Source organism: Streptomyces sp. NPDC086519, from assembly GCF_040686075.1.
GTDB lineage: Bacteria > Actinomycetota > Actinomycetes > Streptomycetales > Streptomycetaceae > Streptomyces > Streptomyces shenzhenensis.
The window spans coordinates 57791-76186 of the sequence record NZ_JBFBJL010000011.1 but is presented as its reverse complement, the minus strand read 5'-3'; the positions used below and the strand labels follow the sequence as shown (position 1 = coordinate 76186).

Annotated in this window: 12 protein-coding genes and 2 pseudogenes; 8 read left to right on the top strand and 6 right to left on the bottom strand. The window is 72.1% G+C overall.

Annotated features, from left to right (window positions below):
• Positions 1–8 precede the first annotated feature (8 nt).
• The 3 genes from AB0P24_RS13170 to AB0P24_RS13160 form a co-directional block, all read right to left on the bottom strand.
• Positions 9–215, bottom strand: coding sequence for a hypothetical protein (locus AB0P24_RS13170; RefSeq protein WP_365793251.1), 207 nt, complete (start codon positions 213–215; stop codon positions 9–11).
• Between the two features lie 58 nt (positions 216–273).
• On the bottom strand, positions 274–804 hold the full coding sequence (locus AB0P24_RS13165) for a hypothetical protein (RefSeq protein WP_365793249.1): 531 nt from the start codon (positions 802–804) through the stop codon (positions 274–276).
• Positions 805–1093: 289 nt separating this feature from the next.
• Positions 1094–2353: an MFS transporter gene (locus tag AB0P24_RS13160; RefSeq protein ID WP_365793247.1), complete on the bottom strand. Its 1260-nt coding sequence runs from the start codon at positions 2351–2353 to the stop codon at positions 1094–1096.
• A gap of 138 nt (positions 2354–2491) precedes the next feature.
• Between AB0P24_RS13160 and AB0P24_RS13155 the strand changes: the two are divergent.
• The 3 genes and pseudogenes from AB0P24_RS13155 to AB0P24_RS13145 form a co-directional block, all read left to right on the top strand.
• Positions 2492–2790, top strand: a pseudogene (locus AB0P24_RS13155) (alpha/beta hydrolase); the annotation flags it as partial.
• A 160-nt stretch (positions 2791–2950) separates the two neighbouring features.
• Positions 2951–4180, top strand: a complete 1230-nt coding sequence (locus tag AB0P24_RS13150; RefSeq protein WP_365793245.1) for a hydrolase — start codon at positions 2951–2953, stop codon at positions 4178–4180.
• Between the two features lie 329 nt (positions 4181–4509).
• Positions 4510–5661 carry a glutathione-independent formaldehyde dehydrogenase gene (locus AB0P24_RS13145; protein WP_365793243.1) on the top strand — a complete coding sequence of 384 codons (1152 nt, stop codon included), beginning with the start codon at positions 4510–4512 and terminating at the stop codon, positions 5659–5661.
• Between the two features lie 404 nt (positions 5662–6065).
• Here the strand turns inward: AB0P24_RS13145 and AB0P24_RS13140 are convergent, their stop codons facing one another.
• Entirely contained in the window at positions 6066–8237 is a 2172-nt protein-coding gene (locus tag AB0P24_RS13140) for an MMPL family transporter (RefSeq protein WP_365793241.1), read from the bottom strand.
• A 281-nt stretch (positions 8238–8518) separates the two neighbouring features.
• Between AB0P24_RS13140 and AB0P24_RS13135 the strand changes: the two genes are divergently transcribed.
• Entirely contained in the window at positions 8519–9916 is a 1398-nt protein-coding gene (locus AB0P24_RS13135; protein ID WP_365793239.1) for a VOC family protein, read from the top strand.
• 25 nt (positions 9917–9941) lie between these two features.
• On the top strand, positions 9942–11471 hold the full coding sequence (locus AB0P24_RS13130; RefSeq protein ID WP_365793237.1) for an aldehyde dehydrogenase family protein: 1530 nt from the start codon (positions 9942–9944) through the stop codon (positions 11469–11471).
• 19 nt (positions 11472–11490) lie between these two features.
• Here AB0P24_RS13130 and AB0P24_RS13125 read toward each other — a convergent pair whose 3' ends face one another.
• Positions 11491–12651 (bottom strand): PP2C family protein-serine/threonine phosphatase, encoded by a 1161-nt coding sequence (locus AB0P24_RS13125; RefSeq protein WP_365793235.1) that lies wholly within the window; start codon positions 12649–12651, stop codon positions 11491–11493.
• 348 nt (positions 12652–12999) lie between these two features.
• On the opposite strand from AB0P24_RS13125, the gene AB0P24_RS13120 reads away from it, so the two are divergent.
• The 3 genes and pseudogenes from AB0P24_RS13120 to AB0P24_RS13110 all read left to right on the top strand — a co-directional run bounded on the left by AB0P24_RS13120 (position 13000) and on the right by AB0P24_RS13110 (position 16124).
• A complete protein-coding gene (locus AB0P24_RS13120; RefSeq protein ID WP_365793233.1) occupies positions 13000–13668 on the top strand; it encodes a glycoside hydrolase family 11 protein in 669 nt (222 codons plus the stop codon).
• A pseudogene (locus tag AB0P24_RS13115) lies at positions 13668–14354 on the top strand (polysaccharide deacetylase family protein); the annotation flags it as partial. The gene AB0P24_RS13120 and the pseudogene AB0P24_RS13115, both read left to right, overlap by 1 nt.
• A 111-nt stretch (positions 14355–14465) precedes the next feature.
• On the top strand, positions 14466–16124 hold the full coding sequence (locus tag AB0P24_RS13110; protein ID WP_365793231.1) for a hypothetical protein: 1659 nt from the start codon (positions 14466–14468) through the stop codon (positions 16122–16124).
• A 143-nt stretch (positions 16125–16267) separates the two neighbouring features.
• Here the strand turns inward: AB0P24_RS13110 and AB0P24_RS13105 are convergent, their stop codons facing one another.
• A complete protein-coding gene (locus AB0P24_RS13105; protein ID WP_365793226.1) occupies positions 16268–18352 on the bottom strand; it encodes a SpoIIE family protein phosphatase in 2085 nt (694 codons plus the stop codon).
• Positions 18353–18396: the final 44 nt, after the last annotated feature.

Genomic DNA, 18396 nt, shown 5'->3' with positions numbered 1-18396 from the left:
CAGGCGGCTCAGTCCCGGGGCGCGGGAGTGCGCCCCCGGAGGGTCTTCTCGTTGGCCCCGGCGTTCGGGGTGACCGGGTCGCCGGACCCGGCCCGCTCCGGCGTGCCCCGGCCGGCAACCGCCCGGCCGGCACGCTTCTCGACCTGCTCCAGCAGCTCGTCCTCGGCGGTCCGGGGCCCTTCGTCCTTCGCGTGGTGTTCGGTTCGCTTTCGCACGGCGGCCGGGTACCCCACCCGGTGAGCGGGCAACATCCGCCCGCCGGGCGAAGGCGCGTCAGCCGGTGAGCAGCACGTTCCGGGCCGCGCCGACGCGCAGGCCCTCCAGCGTGATCGTCTGCCGGTGGGCCCGTTCGATCAGTTGGTCGAGTTCCTGCTCGTCGAGGCGGTCGTCCGCCTCGGCCAGCGACCGCAGGGTTCGCCAGCCGAGTTCCTTGCCCTTGACCCCCAGCCGGAGGAACTCGAGTTCGATCACCAGCGTCAGCGGCGAAGGGCGCAGGAGACGCCCGTTGCTCTTGAGGCGCCCGAGTCGCTCGGCCGTGCCCGCGGCGACCGTCTTGTACCGGCGCTCCGGCACGCCCAGGCGCCGCATGAGGCCGAGCAGGCTCGCGCGGTCCTCGGCGATCTCGTCAGCGAGCAGCCGCAGGGGGCCGGCCGCCGGGGTGCCGCGATGCGACCGGGCCATGAACCGGGCCCGGCCGGCCCCGGCCGTGGCCCCGGCCAGGTGGTCGTTGAGATAGATCCCGAGCAGGTCCGTCCGGAGTCCGCCCACTTCCGGGCGGGTTCGGTGGTGGGTCGATGTCGTCATCGCTCGTGTCCTCGTTTCCCGCCGTCGGCTCTGCGGCGGCGGCACCCGAGTACCCGGCGGAGAGCGCCGAACCCGGCCGCCGCGACACCCGGTGCACGCGCGGAGCGTCAAGGAGCTCCCGCGGGTGGGGAGGGCGCCGTGAACGCCGCCGTGAATGCCTTCGTGAACGCCGTCGCGGAGAACGTGTGGACACCCGCCACCGGTCACGGGCGACGGCACCCCCGGCCGTACGCGGGCCGGGGTGATCGTGTGGCCGCGCGGGGCACTGATCCCGCGCTCGGGGCGCAGGTCAGCCTGATTTCGAGCCGGCCGGGGAGGAGGAGGCCGCGGACGACGGTGTCCGCCCGGCCACGAGCATGACGAGCAGGGCGGCCAGCGTGAGCGCGGCACCGGTGTAGAGCGGTGCCGTGTAGCCGAGGCCCGCGGTGATGGCCAGGCCGCCGAGCCAGGCACCGAGGGCGTTGCCGACATTGGACGCGGACACGTTGGCACTCGCGGCCAGCGCGGCTCCCCGGGCGGCATCGGTCACCCGGGTGATCATGCCGGGTACGGTGGCGAACCCGGTCACCCCCATCAGGAACACCAGCACCGCCGACGCCAGGGCACTGCCGGCCAGCAGGCCGAACAGCGCCAGGGTGACGGTCAGTCCGAGCAGCGCGAGGATCAGGGCGCGGTCCCGGTCACGGTCCGCCGCCCGGCCGCCGATCAGGTTTCCCACGACCAGACCGACGCCGTACACCATCAGCAGCCAGGCGACATCCGCCGGGGAGAACCCGCTGACCTCGGTGAAGGTGTAGGCGATGTAGCTGAACGCCCCGAACATCCCGCCGTAGCCGAGCGCGGTGGCCGCCAGCGTGAGCCAGACCTGCGAGGACCGAAACGCGCGGAGCTGGTCCCTCAGACCACTGGGCGTGCCGCCGCCCGGCACCGTCCCCGCCCGGCCGCCGGGTACGAGGAGGACGATGGCGGCCAGCGCCAGCACGCCGATCGCGGTGACCGCCCAGAAGGCCGCCCGCCAGCCCCAGCGCTCGCCCACCAGCGCACCGAACGGCACACCGAGTACGTTCGCGAGCGTCAGCCCGGCGAACATCACCGCCACCGCGCGGGACTTCCGCGCCGGCTCGACCAGACCACGCGCGACCAGGGAGCCGATGCCGAAGAACGAGCCGTGGCACAGGGCGGCGACGATCCGCCCGAGCAGCATCACGGAGTAGGCCGGCGCGATCGCGGACAGCAGGTTGCCGACGACGAACAACGTCACCAGCCCCACCAGGACCTGCTTGCGGGGCAGCCGCGCCGTCGCCGCGGTGAGAGCGATCGCGCCGACGGCGACACTCAGCGCGTACCCGGAGATCAGCCGGCCCGCGGCCGCCTCGGACACCGCGAAATCCGACGCCACCTGGGGCAGCAGCCCGGCGATCAGGAACTCGGTGAGCCCGATCCCGAAACCGCCGAGGGCCAGCGCCACCAGCCCGCCCGGCGCCCGTCGCGGCCCGTCCGCGCCCCCGTCCACCGGCACCTGCCCGTCTCCGACCCCGAATCCGCCCATGAACCGACCCTCACCGCCGATGGCGGCCCCGTCCATGGACAAAGACCGACGAGGCTTGGACGAATCGACGGGGGACGCCGTCGCGTCCGCTTGCCCGCCTGTGCCCACTCCGGCCGCAAGCGGAGCCGGACGCGGCCGGCGGCCGACCCCAGGATCACCGCCGCGGTCCTCGGCCTGCACTGGCCCGACGCACTGGCCGCGACGGCACGGCGGATCACCGTCCCGGTCCAGTTCCATCTCCAGTGGGACGACGAACACATTCCGCGCGAGGCCGGTCTCGCGCTGTTCGACGCCTTCGTCTCCCAGGAGAAGACGCTGCACGCCAACGCGGGCAGGCAGCAGACCACAAGGAACACCCGAGGTTCGAGGCGGACAGCGCGGCCCGCTTCTTCGCCCGGCACCTCACCCGGTCCGTGCCGTCCCCGGCGCTGAACTGACGGCCCGCCGGCGTCCGGCAGCCTGTAGGGCTAACCCCACGGGGAGCCAACCGGTTTGCCGGATGGTGACCGCCGGGCCCGTCCACAAAGCTGAGCGGAGCCGCTGAACACGCGCACTCCGCGCGGCCCGCGCGGCCCCCGCAGTCAAGGAGGCCATGCCTTGCTCACCCGCCGCACCGCCCTGCTGTCGGCCGTCGCCGCCGCCACCCTGCCCGCCCTCTCCGCGCGCACCGCGTCGGCCGCACCGCGCACGGCGGGGCCGGTGCGGCTGACCCTGCCCGCGCCCAGCGGTCCGTGTGCGGTGGGGACGGTCTCCCTGCGCCTGGTCGACACCTCACGCGCCGATCCCTGGATCACCGCACAGCCGTACCGGGAGCTGATGATCAGCGTCCGCTATCCGGCGCGGGTCACCGGCGGCCACCCGAGGGCACCGCAGATGCTGCCCGGGGAGGCCGCCGGTTTCGCCGCCGTCAACAACCTCGCCGACGTGCCCGCCGACAAGGTCGACTGGGCGGCCACCCGCACCCACGCGCACCAGGGCGCCCCGGTCGACCGGGACCGCGGCCCGTGCCCGGTCGTCTGCTACTCACCCGGTACCGGCGACCCGCGTTCCCTCGGCACCACCCTCTGCGACGACCTCGCCTCCCGCGGCTACGTCGTGGTGATGCTCGACCACACCTACGACGCCACGGCCGTCCAGTTCCCCGGCGGCCGCGTCGAACGCACCGTGCTGCCCGCGGAGTACGACAAGGCCTACCCGGACAGGAAGCGCATCGCGGCCCTCCTGAAGAAGACGATCGACGTACGGGTGGCCGACACCCGCTTCCTGCTCGACGAGTTGCCCCGTGCGCTGCCCCGGGGACTGCGCGGCACGCCGGACCTGGACCGCATCGGCATGTTCGGTCACTCGGCGGGCGGTTTCACCGCCCTCCAGACGATGCACGACGACCGGCGCATCGCGGCCGCAGCCAACCTGGACGGCGTGGTCGCCTACGTCCAGGAGGACGGCGACCCGGGCCACCTCTCCACCGTCGCCGCCGACGGCCTCGACCGTCCCTTCCTGCTGATCGGCAAGGACGGCAACGACCTGAGCACGGTCCCGTCCTGGAACTCGCTGTGGCGTCACAGCCGCGGCCCGCGCGAGGGTCTGTCCCTGCGCGGCGCCGAACACGCCACGTTCACCGACGAGGAGGCGATGATCCCGCAACTCGCCCGCAGGCTCGGCCTGCCCCGCACGACGGTCGTGGAGAACATCGGCACCATCGCCCCGGCCCGCGCGATCCCCGCCGAACGGGCCTGCCTCGCCCCCTTCTTCGACCGTCGGCTGCGCGGCCGGAGGGCGGCGGGCCCGTCGGGCCAGGCCCCGCAGGTGCGTCCCTTCGCCCGGTGAACGCCCGGCGGCCGGCGGCCGTCCGTCCGCCGCAAGGGGCCGGGCCACGGCATGGGCGATCGCCCGGCCCGCGCAGCAGCCGGCCAGGACCGGCGCCGCCTCGGCGGGCAGCGAGCACGCACCGCGCTCCCGCCGGGCCGGGCGTCGAGGCGCGGCCTGGGTTGCAGCGCCTGCGCGAGAGGCGTTTTCTGGAAGTATCCGATGGTGAAACAAGAGCGCCCAGGGTTACGGCATGGACGAGGGGCCCTGCCTCGACGTGTTTCTCCTGGCCAAAGCCTCGGTCGGCACGGTCCGTCAGCCGCCCGGCGTTCGACGCGGAGGTGAGCCTGGTGAAAGCCGTTGTCTACGAGAAGCCGTTCAGCGTCACGGTCAGGGAAGTCGAGGATCCACGGATCCAGCACCCGAACGACGTGCTGGTACGGGTCACATCAACCGCCATCTGCGGGTCCGACCTGCACATGTACGAGGGGCGCACGGCCGCCGAGTCGGGCATCGTCTTCGGGCACGAGAACCTCGGCATCGTCGAGGAGATCGGCTCCGGCGTGACCTCGCTGTCCGAGGGCGACAGGGTCGTCATGCCGTTCAACGTCGCCTGCGGCTTCTGCAAGAACTGCCTGGCCGGCAAGACCGGTTTCTGCCTCACGGTGAATCCGGGCTTCGCCGGCGGAGCCTACGGCTATGTGGCCATGGGCCCCTACAAGGGCGGCCAGGCAGAGCTGCTGCGGGTGCCGTTCGCCGACTTCAACTGCCTGAAGCTGCCGCCGGGCAACGAGTTCGAGACCGACTTCGTGCTGCTCGCCGACATCTTCCCGACCGGCTATCACGGCTGCGAGCTCGCCCAGGTCATACCTGGTGAGAGCGTCGCCGTCTTCGGAGCCGGACCGGTCGGGCTGATGGCCGCGTACTCCGCGCTGCTGCGCGGCGCGTCCAAGGTGTTCTCGGTCGACCGCGTGCCCGAGCGGCTCGCCAAGGCCGAGCAGATCGGCGCGATTCCGATCGACTTCACCAAGGGCGACCCGGCCGAACAGATCAAGGAGCAGACCGGAGGCGAGGGAACGGACAAGGGCGTCGACGCCGTCGGCTACCAGGCCCAGGCGCACGACGCGAGCCACGAGGAACCCGCCGTCGTCCTGAACAGCCTCGTCGAGACGGTACGGCCGACCGGCATGCTCGGCGTACCGGGCCTGTACGTCCCGTCCGACCCGGGCGGACCCGACGAGCACGCCAAGCACGGCCAGCTGCTCGTGTCCATCGGCAGGATGTTCGAGAAGGGGCAGCGGATGGGCACCGGTCAGTGCAACGTCAAGCAGTACAACCGCCAGTTGCGTGACCTGATCATCGCGGGGCGGGCCAAGCCCAGCTTCGTGGTCTCCCACGAACTGCCGCTGGAGGAGGCGCCGGGCGCCTACGAGAAGTTCGACCAGCGGATCGAGGGCTACACCAAGGTCGTCCTGCACCCCGGGCACGCTCTCGCGGCGTAACACCGGCGACGACACGACACCGCTCGACACACGACACGACACGGCGCGGCGGGTCGGCGCGCACCGCCAGGTGAAGACGCTGAGCCACTCGGCGGGCCAGGGGGCACTCGCCCGGTCCGCCCGCTGCGGCACATGCACGACCGTACAGCGGCCGGACGCGGCGAGCTGCCGTGGACGGCCGTCGGTCTTCTCGCCCCACTCCTCGAACCCGAAGGCCGTCAAGGAGGTGCCGACGCGCTCGACGGTCAGGACGGTCGTCACCTCCTCGACGGCATCCCCGCAGGCCCGGTACCGCGTACGGGAGATCGCGAAGAACGCCCTGCGTCGCCTCGTCAGGGGACGGGTCCGGGGGCAGCTCTGCGGATTCCCCCGGACCCGGCCCGTACCTGACCGGAAGCGCGCCGCTAGCCGCGACGCCCGGCGGGAGTGTTCCGGTCCTCCCCGGTAACCGGCGTGCCGCCCCCGTGCTCCGTGCCCGCCGCCGGGTCCGCCCGGTCGGCGTGGCCCGGCCACCAGGCCGCGTGGCCGATGAGCGCGGTGAGGCTCGGGGTGAAGAACATCGCCATGACGAAGGCGGCCACCGCGATGCCGAAGGAGACCGCGAAACCCATCTCCGTGAGCAGCGAGTTGCCCGCCAGCATCATCGTGGCGAAGGTCGCCGCGAGGATGAAGCCGGCCGCGGCCACCGTGGGGCCCGCGTGCCGCAGCGCCATGCCGGCCGCCTCGCGCGGCTCCCGGCCCTCGCGGGCCTCCTCACGGAGCCGGGCGATCATGAGGATGTTGTAGTCCGTGCCGATGGCGACCACGAAGAGATACATGATCACCGGCAGCATGAACATCAGACCGGGCTTGTTCTGCGCCTCCTGGAAGATCCAGACCGTGGCGCCCAGGGTGGCACCGAAGCCGAGGCCCACCGAGGCGATCAGGTACCAGGGAGCGACCACGCTGCGCAGCAGCAGCCCCAGGATCACCATGATCAGCAGGGCGGCGACGGGGAACACCGTCCGGTAGTCGTGGTTGACCGCGGAGTCGATGTCCTTGTAGATCGAGGACATCCCGCCGACGAGCGCCTCGGTCCCCCGGGGAGCGTCGGCGTGCGCGACGTCCCGTACCCGGCCCACCGTGGCTATCGCCCGGTCGGTGGACGCCTCGTACTTGAGGGTGACGGTGAAGTCCGCCGTGGTGCCGGCCTTGTTCACCTGGGCCATCCGGGCGCTCGCGACCCCGTCCACGGCCCCGAGCTTCGACGCGTACGCGTCGAAGGAGGACGTGTCCAGCGGCTTTCCGTCGGTGCTGGAGAGGTAGACGTCGGTGGGCGCGGCGGCACCGGCCGAGTACGCCTTCTGCATCCGGTCCTGGACGACCATGGACTCCTTGGTCTTGGGCATCGAGCCCGAGGCCAGGTCGAACGTGGCGTGGTAGCCCAGCGTGCCCAGCGACAGCACGACCAGGACCAGGCCGGAGACCGCCGCGGTCAGCCCGGGGCGGCGCCGCACGGCACGGCCCAGGGCCGCGAAACGGGCGTTCGCCGGCTCCTGCTGCCAGGACTTGGACGGCCAGAACACCTTCGGGCCGATGAGCGAGACGACGGCCGGGATCAGCGTCAGTCCCGCGATCAGGGTGACCGAGACCGCGATGGCCAGCGCCGGGCCCATCTGCTTCAGGAAGCCCAGGGTGGACAGCACCAGCGCGAGGAAGGCGATGATGACCGCGCCGGCCGCCGACGCGATGGCCTCACCGACCCGGCCGACCGCGTTGACCATGGCCGCCTTGGGTTCGTCACCCGCGCGCAGGCGTTCGCGGTACCGGAACATCAGGAACAGGAAGTAGTCCGTGCCCACGCCGAACAGCACGACGATCAGGATCGACGACACGGAACTGTTGGCCTGAAGGCCGAACAGCTTGGTGGCGTACGCGATCAGGCCGTTGGCGATGGCGGACACCACGCCGATCACCACCAGGGGCAGGAAGGCCAGGATCGGCGCCCGGAAGATGATCAGCAGGGTGACCAGGATGATCACGAACGTGCCGATGCCGATCAGCGCCTGACCGCGCTTGGACGAGTCCTGCTGGTCGAGGGCCTGGGCGGCCGAACCGCCCAGCTTGACCTCCAGGTTCGTGCCCTTGGCCAGTTGCTTGACGTCGTCGCGCAACACCTTGGCCGCGTCCGCCTGCACGGGCTGGCCGGCTTTCTTGCTGTCCATCTGCACCAGCGTCAGGTCGTACCTGCCGTCCTTCGACGGCTGGCCGGGGACGACCTTCTGGACCTGGTCGATGTGCCTGGCGCCCAGTTCGGTGGTGATCCGGGCGACGTCCTTCTTGTCCTCGGCGGTGAGCGTGCCGCCGTCGGTGCGCTGGTACAGCGCGATCGCGGACGGGGTGAAGGCGCTGGGGAACGCCTTCGCCTGGAGGCCCGCCGCTTTGATGGACTCGTAACTCTTGGGCAGGAAGCTGCTCTCGTCGCTGTTCGAGGGCAGGCTCGGGGCGGTGGCGACGATCGCCACCGCCGCGATCAGCCATGCCACGATCGTCCAGACGGGATGTCGGACGACGGCACTGCCAATTCGTCGGAACATGCGGAAGGTCCTCCTGGGTAGGAAGATCACCGCAGCCCGGGGAGCGGTCCCTGGCATCGGCGACCTCGACCGGCACGCATCCAACGAGCCGGTCGCATGGTTGTCTTGACGTCATATGTTAGGGATCGGCTGTGAAGATCGGTCCAGTGGGTTTTCCGCAACCCGCCCATCTGCGCTTTTCCCGGTGCCCGCGGGCGGCCCTGTCATCTGTACGACGGCCGCCCGGTCGGCGACCATCGAAGGCGTGATCGCCGCACCGTCGCCGACCGAAGGGCCGCATCATGTCAACGATCGGTCAGTGGCAACTGCGGGCCGCGTTCGCGGTGCGGCTGTCGGAGATGTACGGGCGTGAGGTTCCCGCCTACACGACGCTGGTTGACGTCTCCCGTGCGGTCAACGAGGACGTCCTGCGGGCCCGCGGAGCCGACGCCGAGCGCCTCGGCTCGATCGGCAGGGTCACCGCCGAGCGGCACGGCGCCATCCGCGTCGGCACACCGCGCGAACTGCGGGAGGCGGCCCGCGTCTTCGGCGCCCTCGGCATGCACCCGGTCGGCTTCTACGACCTGCGGGAGGCCGCGGCCAGCGCCGTCCCCGTCGTCTCCACCGCCTTCCGGCCGGTCGACGGCGAGGAACTCGCCCGCAACCCGTTCCGGGTGTTCACGTCCCTGCTCACCCCGGCCGACCCCCGCTTCTTCGACGCGGACCTGCGCGCCCGCCTGGAGACCTTCCTCGCCGCCCGCGAGCTCTTTCCCCCGGAGCTGCTCGCGCTGGCCGACCGCGCCGCGGCCGACCGCGAACTGCCGGCCGAGGCTGCCGAGCGGTTTCTCCAACTCGCCGTCGAGGCCTTCGAGCTGTCGGACGAACCGGTGGACCGGGCCTGGTACCGGACCCTGGAGAAGGTCTCCGCCGTCGCCGCCGACATCGGCGGCGTCCGCAGCACACACGTCAACCACCTCACCCCGCGCGTCCTGGACATCGACGAGCTGTACCGTCGCATGACCGATCGCGGCATCGAGATGATCGACACCATCCAGGGCCCGCCGGCCTGGAAGGGCCCTGACGTCCTGCTGCGCCAGACCTCCTTCCGCGCCCTGGCCGAACCCCGCGCGATGCGCACCGAGGACGGCACCGTCGTCCGCGGCGCCCTGCGGGTGCGCTTCGGCGAGGTCGAGGCCCGCGGCATCGCCCTCACCCGGGCGGGGCGGGCGCTGTACGACGAACTCCTCGGCCGCGTCGACGAGCAGGCGGCCCGGCAGCCCGGGGCGGCGCGCGGCGACATCGCGCGTGCCCTCTGGGAGAGGCACATGCCCGGCAGCGAGGAGGAACTGGCGGCCCGAGAACTGGCGTACTTCACCTACCGGGTCGCCGGCGACCGGCCGCGCGACGGCCGTACCCCGCCCACCGGTGTCGCCGAACTGGTGCGGCGGGGCTGGGTGCGCGCCGAACCGGTCGTCTACGAGGACTTCCTGCCCCGCTCCGCCGCCGGCATCTTCCAGTCCAACCTCAGCGGCGAGGGCACCCGCGACAACGGCCGGCACGGCACCGCCTACGACGCCGACTGGCTCTCCGGCGCCATCGGCCGCGAGGTCCTCGACCCCTTCGCCCTCTACGAGCGGCAGCAGAACCGCTCCCTCGCCCGGGCCGCCCGGGCCCTCGGCCTCGCCGACCCCGTCCGCTGACCCCTCACCTTCCCGGAGGACCAGCATGACCAGCACCGCGCTGCCCACCACGGACGAACTGCGCGCCCGCGCCCGGACCTGCCTGCGCACCATCGGTGCACAGGTCGCCGAGGGCGACGACTTCCCGGCCCGCACCCCCATCACCGGCGAGCACCTCTTCGGGCTGCCGGCAGCCACCGCCACCGATGTCGAGGAGGCCCTCACGGCCGCCCGGACCGCCTTCCTCACCTGGCGCACCACCCCCGCCCCGCGCCGCGGTGACCTGGTGCGCCGCCTCGGCGAGTTGCTGCGGGAGCACAAGAGCGACCTGGCCGACCTGGTCACCGTCGAGGCGGGCAAGATCCGCTCCGAGGCGCTCGGCGAGGTCCAGGAGATGATCGACATCTGTGACTTCGCGGTCGGCCTGTCCCGTCAGCTCTACGGCCGCACGATCGCATCCGAACGTCCCGGCCACCGCCTGGCCGAGACCTGGCACCCGCTCGGCGTGGTCGGGGTCGTCTCCGCCTTCAACTTCCCCGCCGCCGTCTGGTCCTGGAACACCGCGGTAGCCCTGGTCTGCGGCGACACCGTGGTCTGGAAACCCTCGGAACTCACCCCGCTGACCTCCCTGGCCTGCCACCACCTGCTCGTCCGGGCCGCCGCGGAGAGCGGCGCCCCGCACGACGTACACCGCCTGCTGCTCGGTGACCGCGCGGTCGGGGAACGGCTCGTGGACGACCCCCGGGTGGCCCTCGTCAGCGCCACGGGCTCCACCCGGATGGGCCGCGAGATCGGCCCGCGCGTCGCCGCCCGCTTCGGCCGCAGCCTGCTGGAGCTCGGCGGCAACAACGCCGCGATCGTCGCCCCCTCCGCCGACCTCGACCTCGCGGTCCAGAGCATCGTCTTCGCCGCGGCCGGCACGGCCGGCCAGCGCTGCACCACACTGCGCCGGCTCATCGTCCACCGCGACATCGCCGACACCCTGACCGAGCGCCTGACCACCGTCTACGGCAGGCTGCCCGTCGGCGATCCGTTCGACGACACGACCCTGGTCGGCCCGCTCATCACCACCGCCGCACTCGACCGCATGCACCAGGCCCTCACCCGCGTCCAGGCCGAGGGCGGCAAGCTGCTGGCCGGCGGGAACCGGCGCCTGGCCGGGGCGGCACCCGCGGCCGCCTACACCGAACCCGTCCTGGTCCGCGTCGACGCCCAGAGCGACGTCGTGCGGGAGGAGACCTTCGCACCGATCCTGTACGTCCTCCGCTACGACACCCTCGACGAGGCGATCGCGCTGCACAACGACGTCCCGCAGGGGCTGTCGTCCAGCATCTTCACCCGCGACCAGCGGGAGGCCGAGGTCTTCCTGTCCGCCGCCGGCTCCGACTGCGGCATCGCCAACGTGAACATCGGCACCTCCGGAGCCGAGATCGGCGGCGCCTTCGGCGGTGAGAAGGACACCGGCGGCGGCCGCGAGTCCGGCTCCGACGCCTGGAAGTCGTACATGCGCTCCGCCACCAACACGATCAACTACTCCGGCGAACTCACCCTGGCCCAGGGCGTCAGCTTCCTCTGACCGGCCCCGCGAACCGGGCTCACGACGAGCGGGAGTCCTGGCCGCCGCCCGCCGCCTCGGCCGCCCCCTCGGGCAGCAGGAAGGCGGTGAGGGCGGCCGTGTCGTCCTGGAGCTGGTCGTGGCTGTAGTCCAGCAGGTCCTGGTGGAGCCGTTCCAGCAGCTCCGGGGGCGGCATGGGCCCCCAGGACCGCAGCCGCTGGAGCAGCGGGTAGAAGGAGCCGGCCGGGTCCCGGGTCTCCGTGACCCCGTCCGTGTACAGCAGCAGCTGGTCGCCGGGGCCGAACGGGTAGGTGTCGACGCGATAGGGATCCCCGACGAGCATGCCGAGGTTCAGCGGCGGTCCCGGCTGTCCCTCGTCCAGCTCGTGCACCTGGCCGGGGCGGATGAGCAGCGGCGGCGGATGGCCGCAGTTGAGGACGCGGACGATCCTCTCGTCCTCGGGGATCTCGGCGAAGACGGCCGTGACGAACCGCTCGCCGAGTTCGGTCCCGCCCAGCCGGTCGGCGCGGCGGGCCATGCTGATGTCCACCCGCTCGACCAGGGTACGCAGGTCGGGTTCGTCGTGCGCCGCCTCGCGGAACGCGCCCAGCATCGCCGCCGCGGTCTCCACCGCGAGCAGCCCCTTGCCGCGCACGTCCCCGATGAGCAGCCGTACCCCGTACGGGGTGGGAACGGCCTCGAAGAGGTCGCCGCCGATCCGTGCCTCCGCGGCGGCGGACAGGTAGAAGCTCTCCAGCAGCAGGTTCCCGATCCGGTGCGGAACCGGCCTGAGCAGGACGCGCTGCGCGATCTCGGCCACGAACCGGACATCGGCCAGGGTGCGTTCCCGGCGGATCCGGTGCGCCGCCAGGATCGCGCCCAGGGCGCCCACGAGGGCCGTACACACGTAGGCGGCCACGTAGTGCCGCTCCCAGATGTAGCCGACGGAGCGCCCCGCACAGCAGGGAGTTCCGGCCAGGAGAAGTTCGAGGCCGATGGCGAGGGCGGTGGCGACGGCGACGGCGACGGGCGGGTGCGCGAAGGCGGTCACCAGGGGCAGGGCGATCAGGACGAAACTGACCGGCCACTGCACCGGGGTGACCGGTTCGATCAGCAGCACGCCGGCGACGTACAGGACCGGCAGCCAGCGCATCCATGCGGGGGGCGCGGGCAGTGAAGGGTCGCCACTGGCGTGTCTCACCCGGGACTCCTGGCCTACGAATCTCGACAAGACAGCCAAGCCTTCCGGGCCACCGCCCGGCACGCCGGGGATTGCTCCACTCAGCGGCATGTTCCCGGCGTCGGCAGCAGCATTCGCGCCAACCGTCGAAACATTCGGGATTTGCTGACTGCGCCAGTTGATCTCGTCGCGGCTCACCCGTCACTGTGCCGATCCATGAATCTCTCGATGTGCGTCTGAGCTGGGAAGGTGATCGACGATCCGAACCGAAGGTTTCGAAATAATTACCGAAACTGTTGACAGGTGTCAGGGGCAGACCAACACTCCCCAGCAAGCCACACCCGCACAGGCCACACGAGGAGGCATCCCATGAACCCGCTCGACCACGCCCTGAGCCGCAGGAGTGCCGGCGCCCTGCTGCTGGGCGCAGCCGCCGGGCTGGCCCTGCCCGGCACCGCCCGGGCCGCCACGGTCGTCACCACGAACCAGACCGGCACCAACAACGGCTACTACTACTCGTTCTGGACCGACGCACAGGGCACGGTCTCCATGACCCTGGGCTCCGGCGGCAACTACGGCACCAGCTGGAGCAACACCGGCAACTTCGTCTGCGGCAAGGGCTGGAGCACCGGCGCCCGCCGGAACGTGACCTACTCCGGAAGCTTCAACCCCTCCGGCAACGGCTACCTGTCCCTCTACGGCTGGACCTCGAACCCCCTCGTCGAGTACTACATCGTCGACAACTGGGGCAACTACCGGCCCACCGGAACCTACAAGGGCAGCGTCACCAGCGACGGCGGGACCTACGACATCTACCTGACGACGCGGTACAACGCCCCGTCCGTCGAGGGCACCAAGACCTTCAACCAGTACTGGAGCGTCCGCCAGGCCAAGCGGACCGGCGGCACCATCACCACCGGCAACCACTTCGACGCCTGGGCCAGGGCCGGCATGTCCCTCGGCAGCTTCAGCTACTACCAGATCCTCGCGACCGAGGGCTACCAGAGCAGCGGCAACGCGAACATCACGGTGGCGTGATGGGTGCCGTAGCGGAACGCTCGTTACGCCCCCTGGCGGCGACCGCCGCCGCCGTCGCCCTGGCCGCCGCGGGCACCCTCGCCGCCGGCGCCGCCCCGGCCCAGTCCGCCACCTGCGCCGGCTACGTCGGCCTCACCTTCGACGACGGGCCGTCCAACGCCCACACCCCGGGCCTGCTCAGCGCCCTCAACACCAACGGGCTGCGGGCCACCATGTTCAACGAGGGCCAGTACGCGGCGGCCTATCCGGCGCAGGTCAAGGCCGAGGTCAGCGCGGGCATGTGGGTCGGCGACCACAGCTACACCCACCCGCACCTGACCCAGGAGACCCAGGCCCAGATCGACTCGGAGATCTCCCGCACCCAGTCGGCCATCGCCGCCGCCGGCGGCGGGACACCGGTCCTGTTCCGGCCGCCGTACGGCGAGACCAACGCGACCGTGCGCACGGTCGAGGCCAAGTACGGGCTCACCGAGATCATCTGGGACGTCGACTCGCAGGACTGGAACGGCGCGAGCACCGACGCCATCGTCCAGGCCGTCTCCAGGCTCACCAGCGGCCAGATCATCCTCATGCACGAGTGGCCGGCCAACACCCTGGCCGCCGTCCCGCGCATCGCACAGACCCTTGCGGCCAAGGGGCTGTGCTCCGGGCGGATCTCCCCGCAGACCGGACGCGCGGTCGCGCCCTGAGAAAGCGGCGGCACGAGCGGCGCGGCGGACCGTCAACCGCCGCGCCGCTCTCATGACTTCGGATGAACAGGGATCAACCGCCCGCCTCGCGTCGATAGGTTCGCCACCGTGGACTACTACGACCTGGGCAGTCACAGCCGGCGCGTGACGACGTCGTCCTCCGAGGCACAGACCTGGTTCGACCGCGGGCTGAACTGGACCTACGCCTTCAACCACGAGGAGGCCGTGCGCTGTTTCGAGGCGGCCGGCGCGGCGGACCCGGACTGCGCCATGGCCGACTGGGGCGTCGCCCACGCCCTCGGCCCCAACTACAACAAACCCTGGGAGTTCTTCGACAGCGAGGACCTGACGCGCACCGTGACGCGGACGCACGCCGCCGTGGAACGCGCCCACGCCAAGGCCGCGCACGCGACTCCCGTCGAACGCGCCCTGATCGAGGCGCTGCGCGCCCGCTACCCGCAGGCCGCGGCCCCGGACCCGGCGGCCTGCTCGGCCTGGAACACCGCCTACGCCGACAGCCTGCGCACCGCGTACGGACTGGCGCCCGACGACCTCGACGTCGCGGCCCTCTACGCGGACGCCCTGATGAACCTCACCCCCTGGCGGCTCTGGGACATCCGCAGGGGCCGGCCGGCCGACGGGGCCCGCACCGAGGAGGTGAAGGCCGTCCTGGAGCGGGGTCTTGGGGCGGAGGCCGGCACCAGGCACCCCGGGCTGCTGCACCTCTACATCCACCTGATGGAGATGTCGCCCACGCCCGAGACCGCCCTGCCGGCCGCCGACCGGCTGCGCGACCTCGTACCCGACGCCGGGCACCTCCGGCACATGCCCTCGCACCTGGAGGTCCTGTGCGGCGACTACCGGCGCGTCGTCTCCGACAACGCCGCGGCCGTCGCCGCCGACGAGAAATACCACGCCCGCGCCGGCGCGATGAACTTCTACACCCTCTACCGCTGCCACAACCTGCACTTCGGGATCTACGGCGCGATGTTCCTCGGCCGCCTCCACGACGCCCTCGCCACCGCCGAACGGCTCGAAGCCGCCGTACCGGAGGAACTGCTGCGGGTGCAGAGCCCGCCGATGGCCGACTGGCTGGAAGGCTTCCTGGCGATGCGGGTGCACGTGCTGGTCCGCTTCGGCCGCTGGGACGACATCCTGCGCCTGCCGCTGCCCGCCGACCCCCGGCTGTACTGCGTGACCACCGCGATGCTGCACTACGCGCGCGGTGTCGCACACGCGGCCACGGGCCGGATCCCCGAAGCCGAGACCGACCGGGCCCGCTTCCGGGACGCGGCCGCCGCGGTCCCGGCCACCCGCATGCTCTTCAACAACACCTGCGCCGACATCCTGGCCATCGCCTCCGCCATGCTCGACGGCGAACTCGCCTACCGCAAAGGCGACTTCGACACCGCCTTCACCGAACTGCGCCGCTCGGTCGACCTGGACGACAACCTCCCGTACGACGAACCCTGGGGCTGGATGCAGCCCACCCGGCACGCCTACGGCGCCCTGCTCCTCGAACGCGGCCGGATCGCCGAGGCCGAGGCGGTCTACCGCGCCGACCTCGGCCTCGACGACACCCTGCCCCGGGCGTTGCAGCACCCGGGCAACGTCTGGGCCCTGCACGGCTTCCACGAATGCCTCCGGCGGCTCGGCAGGGACGGTGAGGCACGGATCGTGGCCCAGCAGCTGAAGCTCGCGGTCGCTGTGGCGGACGTGCCGATCAGTGCGTCGTGCTTGTGTCGGACGGAGTGCTGCGGGGCGTAGCGGGCGCCGTGCGCGAGGGGCCGTCGTGTGTCTGCGGCGCCGTTTTGGCCGGTCGCGCCCACGCGGCGGTAGCCGCATGTCGAATTCCGCCCCGCGCCCCTGCGGGGCGCTGTCCTCGGGGCGCTGCCCAGGCGCCGATGGCATCAGATCGCCCGCGCCACCAACAAGGCCACGTCGTCGTGGTCGTCCGGGTGGCGCAGGCCGTGCAGGAGCAGGTCGCAGGTCTCCTCCAGCGGCCGGTCGGGCTCGTCGAGGAAGCCGAGGAGGACGCCGAGGCGGTCGTCGATGGGGTGGCGGCGGGTCTCGACCAGGCCGTCGGTGTACAGCACCAGGAGGTCACCGGCGTCCAGGGCGACCGTCGTGGTCTCGAAGGGGATGCCGCCGACGCCGAGGGGCGCGGCCGTCGGCAGCTCCAGCAGGGCCGGCGGCCGGCCGGAGTGCACCAGCGCGGGCGGCATGTGGCCCGCGTTGGAGATCTCGCAGCGTCTGGTGCGCGGGTCGTACACCGCGTACAGGCAGGTCACGATGTAGTGCTCCAGTTCGCAGGTGATCCGGTCCAGGTGCCGCAGCACCGCGGCCGGGGGCAGCTCCAGGTCCGCGTAGGCACAGGTGGCCGTGCGCAGCCGGCCCATGGTGGCGGCCGCGTCGATGCCGTTGCCCATCACGTCGCCGACGACCAGCGCGGTCCGGTCCTGGGACAGCGGGATCACGTCGTACCAGTCGCCGCCCACCTCGCTCGTCGCCTGGGCCGGTTCGTAGCGGGAGGCCAGTTCGAGGCCGGTGTGCTGGGGCGGGTGGTCGGGCAGGAGGCTGCGCTGGAGGGTGAGCGCGGTGTTGCGGACGCTCTGGAACCAGCGGGCGTTGTCGATGGCCACGGCCGCCCGGGAGGCCAGCTCGGTGGCGAGGACGACGTCGTCCTCGTCGAAGGGGAGCGGATTGCGGGTCCGCTTGAGGTCGAAGGCGCCGAGCACCTCACCGTGCGCGATCAGCGGCACCACGAGATACGAGTGCACGCCCGCCTCCGCCAGCAGGGCACCGGCCTCCGGGCTGCGGGCGATGCGCGGCAGATCGTGCTTGCCGACCCGCGGGACCAGCACCGGGCGTCCGGTGTGCACGCACAGCGTGACCAGCCGGTCGCCGTCATAGGCGGCGAGGTCGCCGGGCGGGTCGGCGGCCCGCAGCGCGACGGTGGGCTGGGCCGCCTTGAGAGCCAGGGCGCGGAACAGCTCCGGCCCGTTGTCCGGACGGCGTGCGCGGCGCAGGGCGAGCGCCGAGTCCAGCACATCCACCGCGACCACGTCGGCGAGCACCGGGGTGGCGATCTCGGCCAGCTCGCGCGCCGTGCGCTCCACCTCCAGCGAGGTGCCCACCCGGGCCGAGGCGTCGGCGATCAGGGCGAGGCGGCGTCTGGCCCGGTCGGCCTCGGCGGCCGCGCGGTGCCGTTCCGTCACGTCGACGACCGAGATCGCGGCACCCAGGACCCGGCCGCCGGGATCCTCCAGGCGGTAGAACGACAGCGACCAGGCGTGCTCGCGCTCCGGATCGGCCGGCGGACGGCCGACGTGGTACTGGTCGAGCAGCGGGGTGCCCGTGGTGAGCACCTGGCGCAGTGCCGACTCCACGGTGTCGATGTCGGGCAGCGGCAGCGTCTCGCGCAGGTGGCGGCCGATGTGCTCCTCGGCGGGGACGCCGTCGATCCGCTCCAGAGCCGGGTTCACCAGGAGATAGCGCAGATCGGGGTCGAGCAGGGCCAGCCCGATCGGGGACTGGCTGATCAGCCGCTCGCACAGCGCCAGGTCGGTCTCCAGCCGCTGGAGGAGGGCGTGGTCGGCGACGATCCCCAGGGCGTAGGTGTCGCCGAGGTCGTCCAGCAGCCGCATGGTGCGGAACTCCATCAGGCGGCTGCCGCCGTCCTTGTGCCGGACCGGGAAGGTGCCCGCCCAGCTGTGCCCCGTCTCCAGCACCTCCATGAAGACGTTCACCGCGGCCTTGAGGTGCTCCGGCTGAACGAGCAGCCGCGCCGCGTTCTTGCAGAGGGCCTCCTCGGACGTGTAGCCGAACAATTCCTCGGCCTGCGGGGTCCAGAACACGATCCGGCCCTGCGTGTCCAGCGCTATCGCGGCCACGCTCAGCACGTCCAGCAGACCGGTCGGGCGCGGACCGCCGGAGCCGTACTCCTCACCGCCGGAGCCGGCGGCGTCACCGGACCGCAGGGAACCTGAACCCATCCCACCACCACCTCCACCGGCCGCCGGACCGATGCCGATGCCGC

Excerpts from the sequence above, each read along its gene's own strand:
- AB0P24_RS13165 (WP_365793249.1), bottom strand. The coding sequence starts at position 804 with ATGACGACATCGACCCACCACCGAACCCGCCCGGAAGTGGGCGGACTC.
- AB0P24_RS13160 (WP_365793247.1), bottom strand. The coding sequence starts at position 2,353 with ATGGGCGGATTCGGGGTCGGAGACGGGCAGGTGCCGGTGGACGGGGGC.
- AB0P24_RS13140 (WP_365793241.1), bottom strand. The coding sequence starts at position 8,237 with ATGTTCCGACGAATTGGCAGTGCCGTCGTCCGACATCCCGTCTGGACG.
- AB0P24_RS13135 (WP_365793239.1), top strand. The coding sequence starts at position 8,519 with ATGTCAACGATCGGTCAGTGGCAACTGCGGGCCGCGTTCGCGGTGCGG.
- AB0P24_RS13130 (WP_365793237.1), top strand. The coding sequence starts at position 9,942 with ATGACCAGCACCGCGCTGCCCACCACGGACGAACTGCGCGCCCGCGCC.
- AB0P24_RS13120 (WP_365793233.1), top strand. The coding sequence starts at position 13,000 with ATGAACCCGCTCGACCACGCCCTGAGCCGCAGGAGTGCCGGCGCCCTG.
- AB0P24_RS13105 (WP_365793226.1), bottom strand. The coding sequence starts at position 18,352 with ATGGGTTCAGGTTCCCTGCGGTCCGGTGACGCCGCCGGCTCCGGCGGT.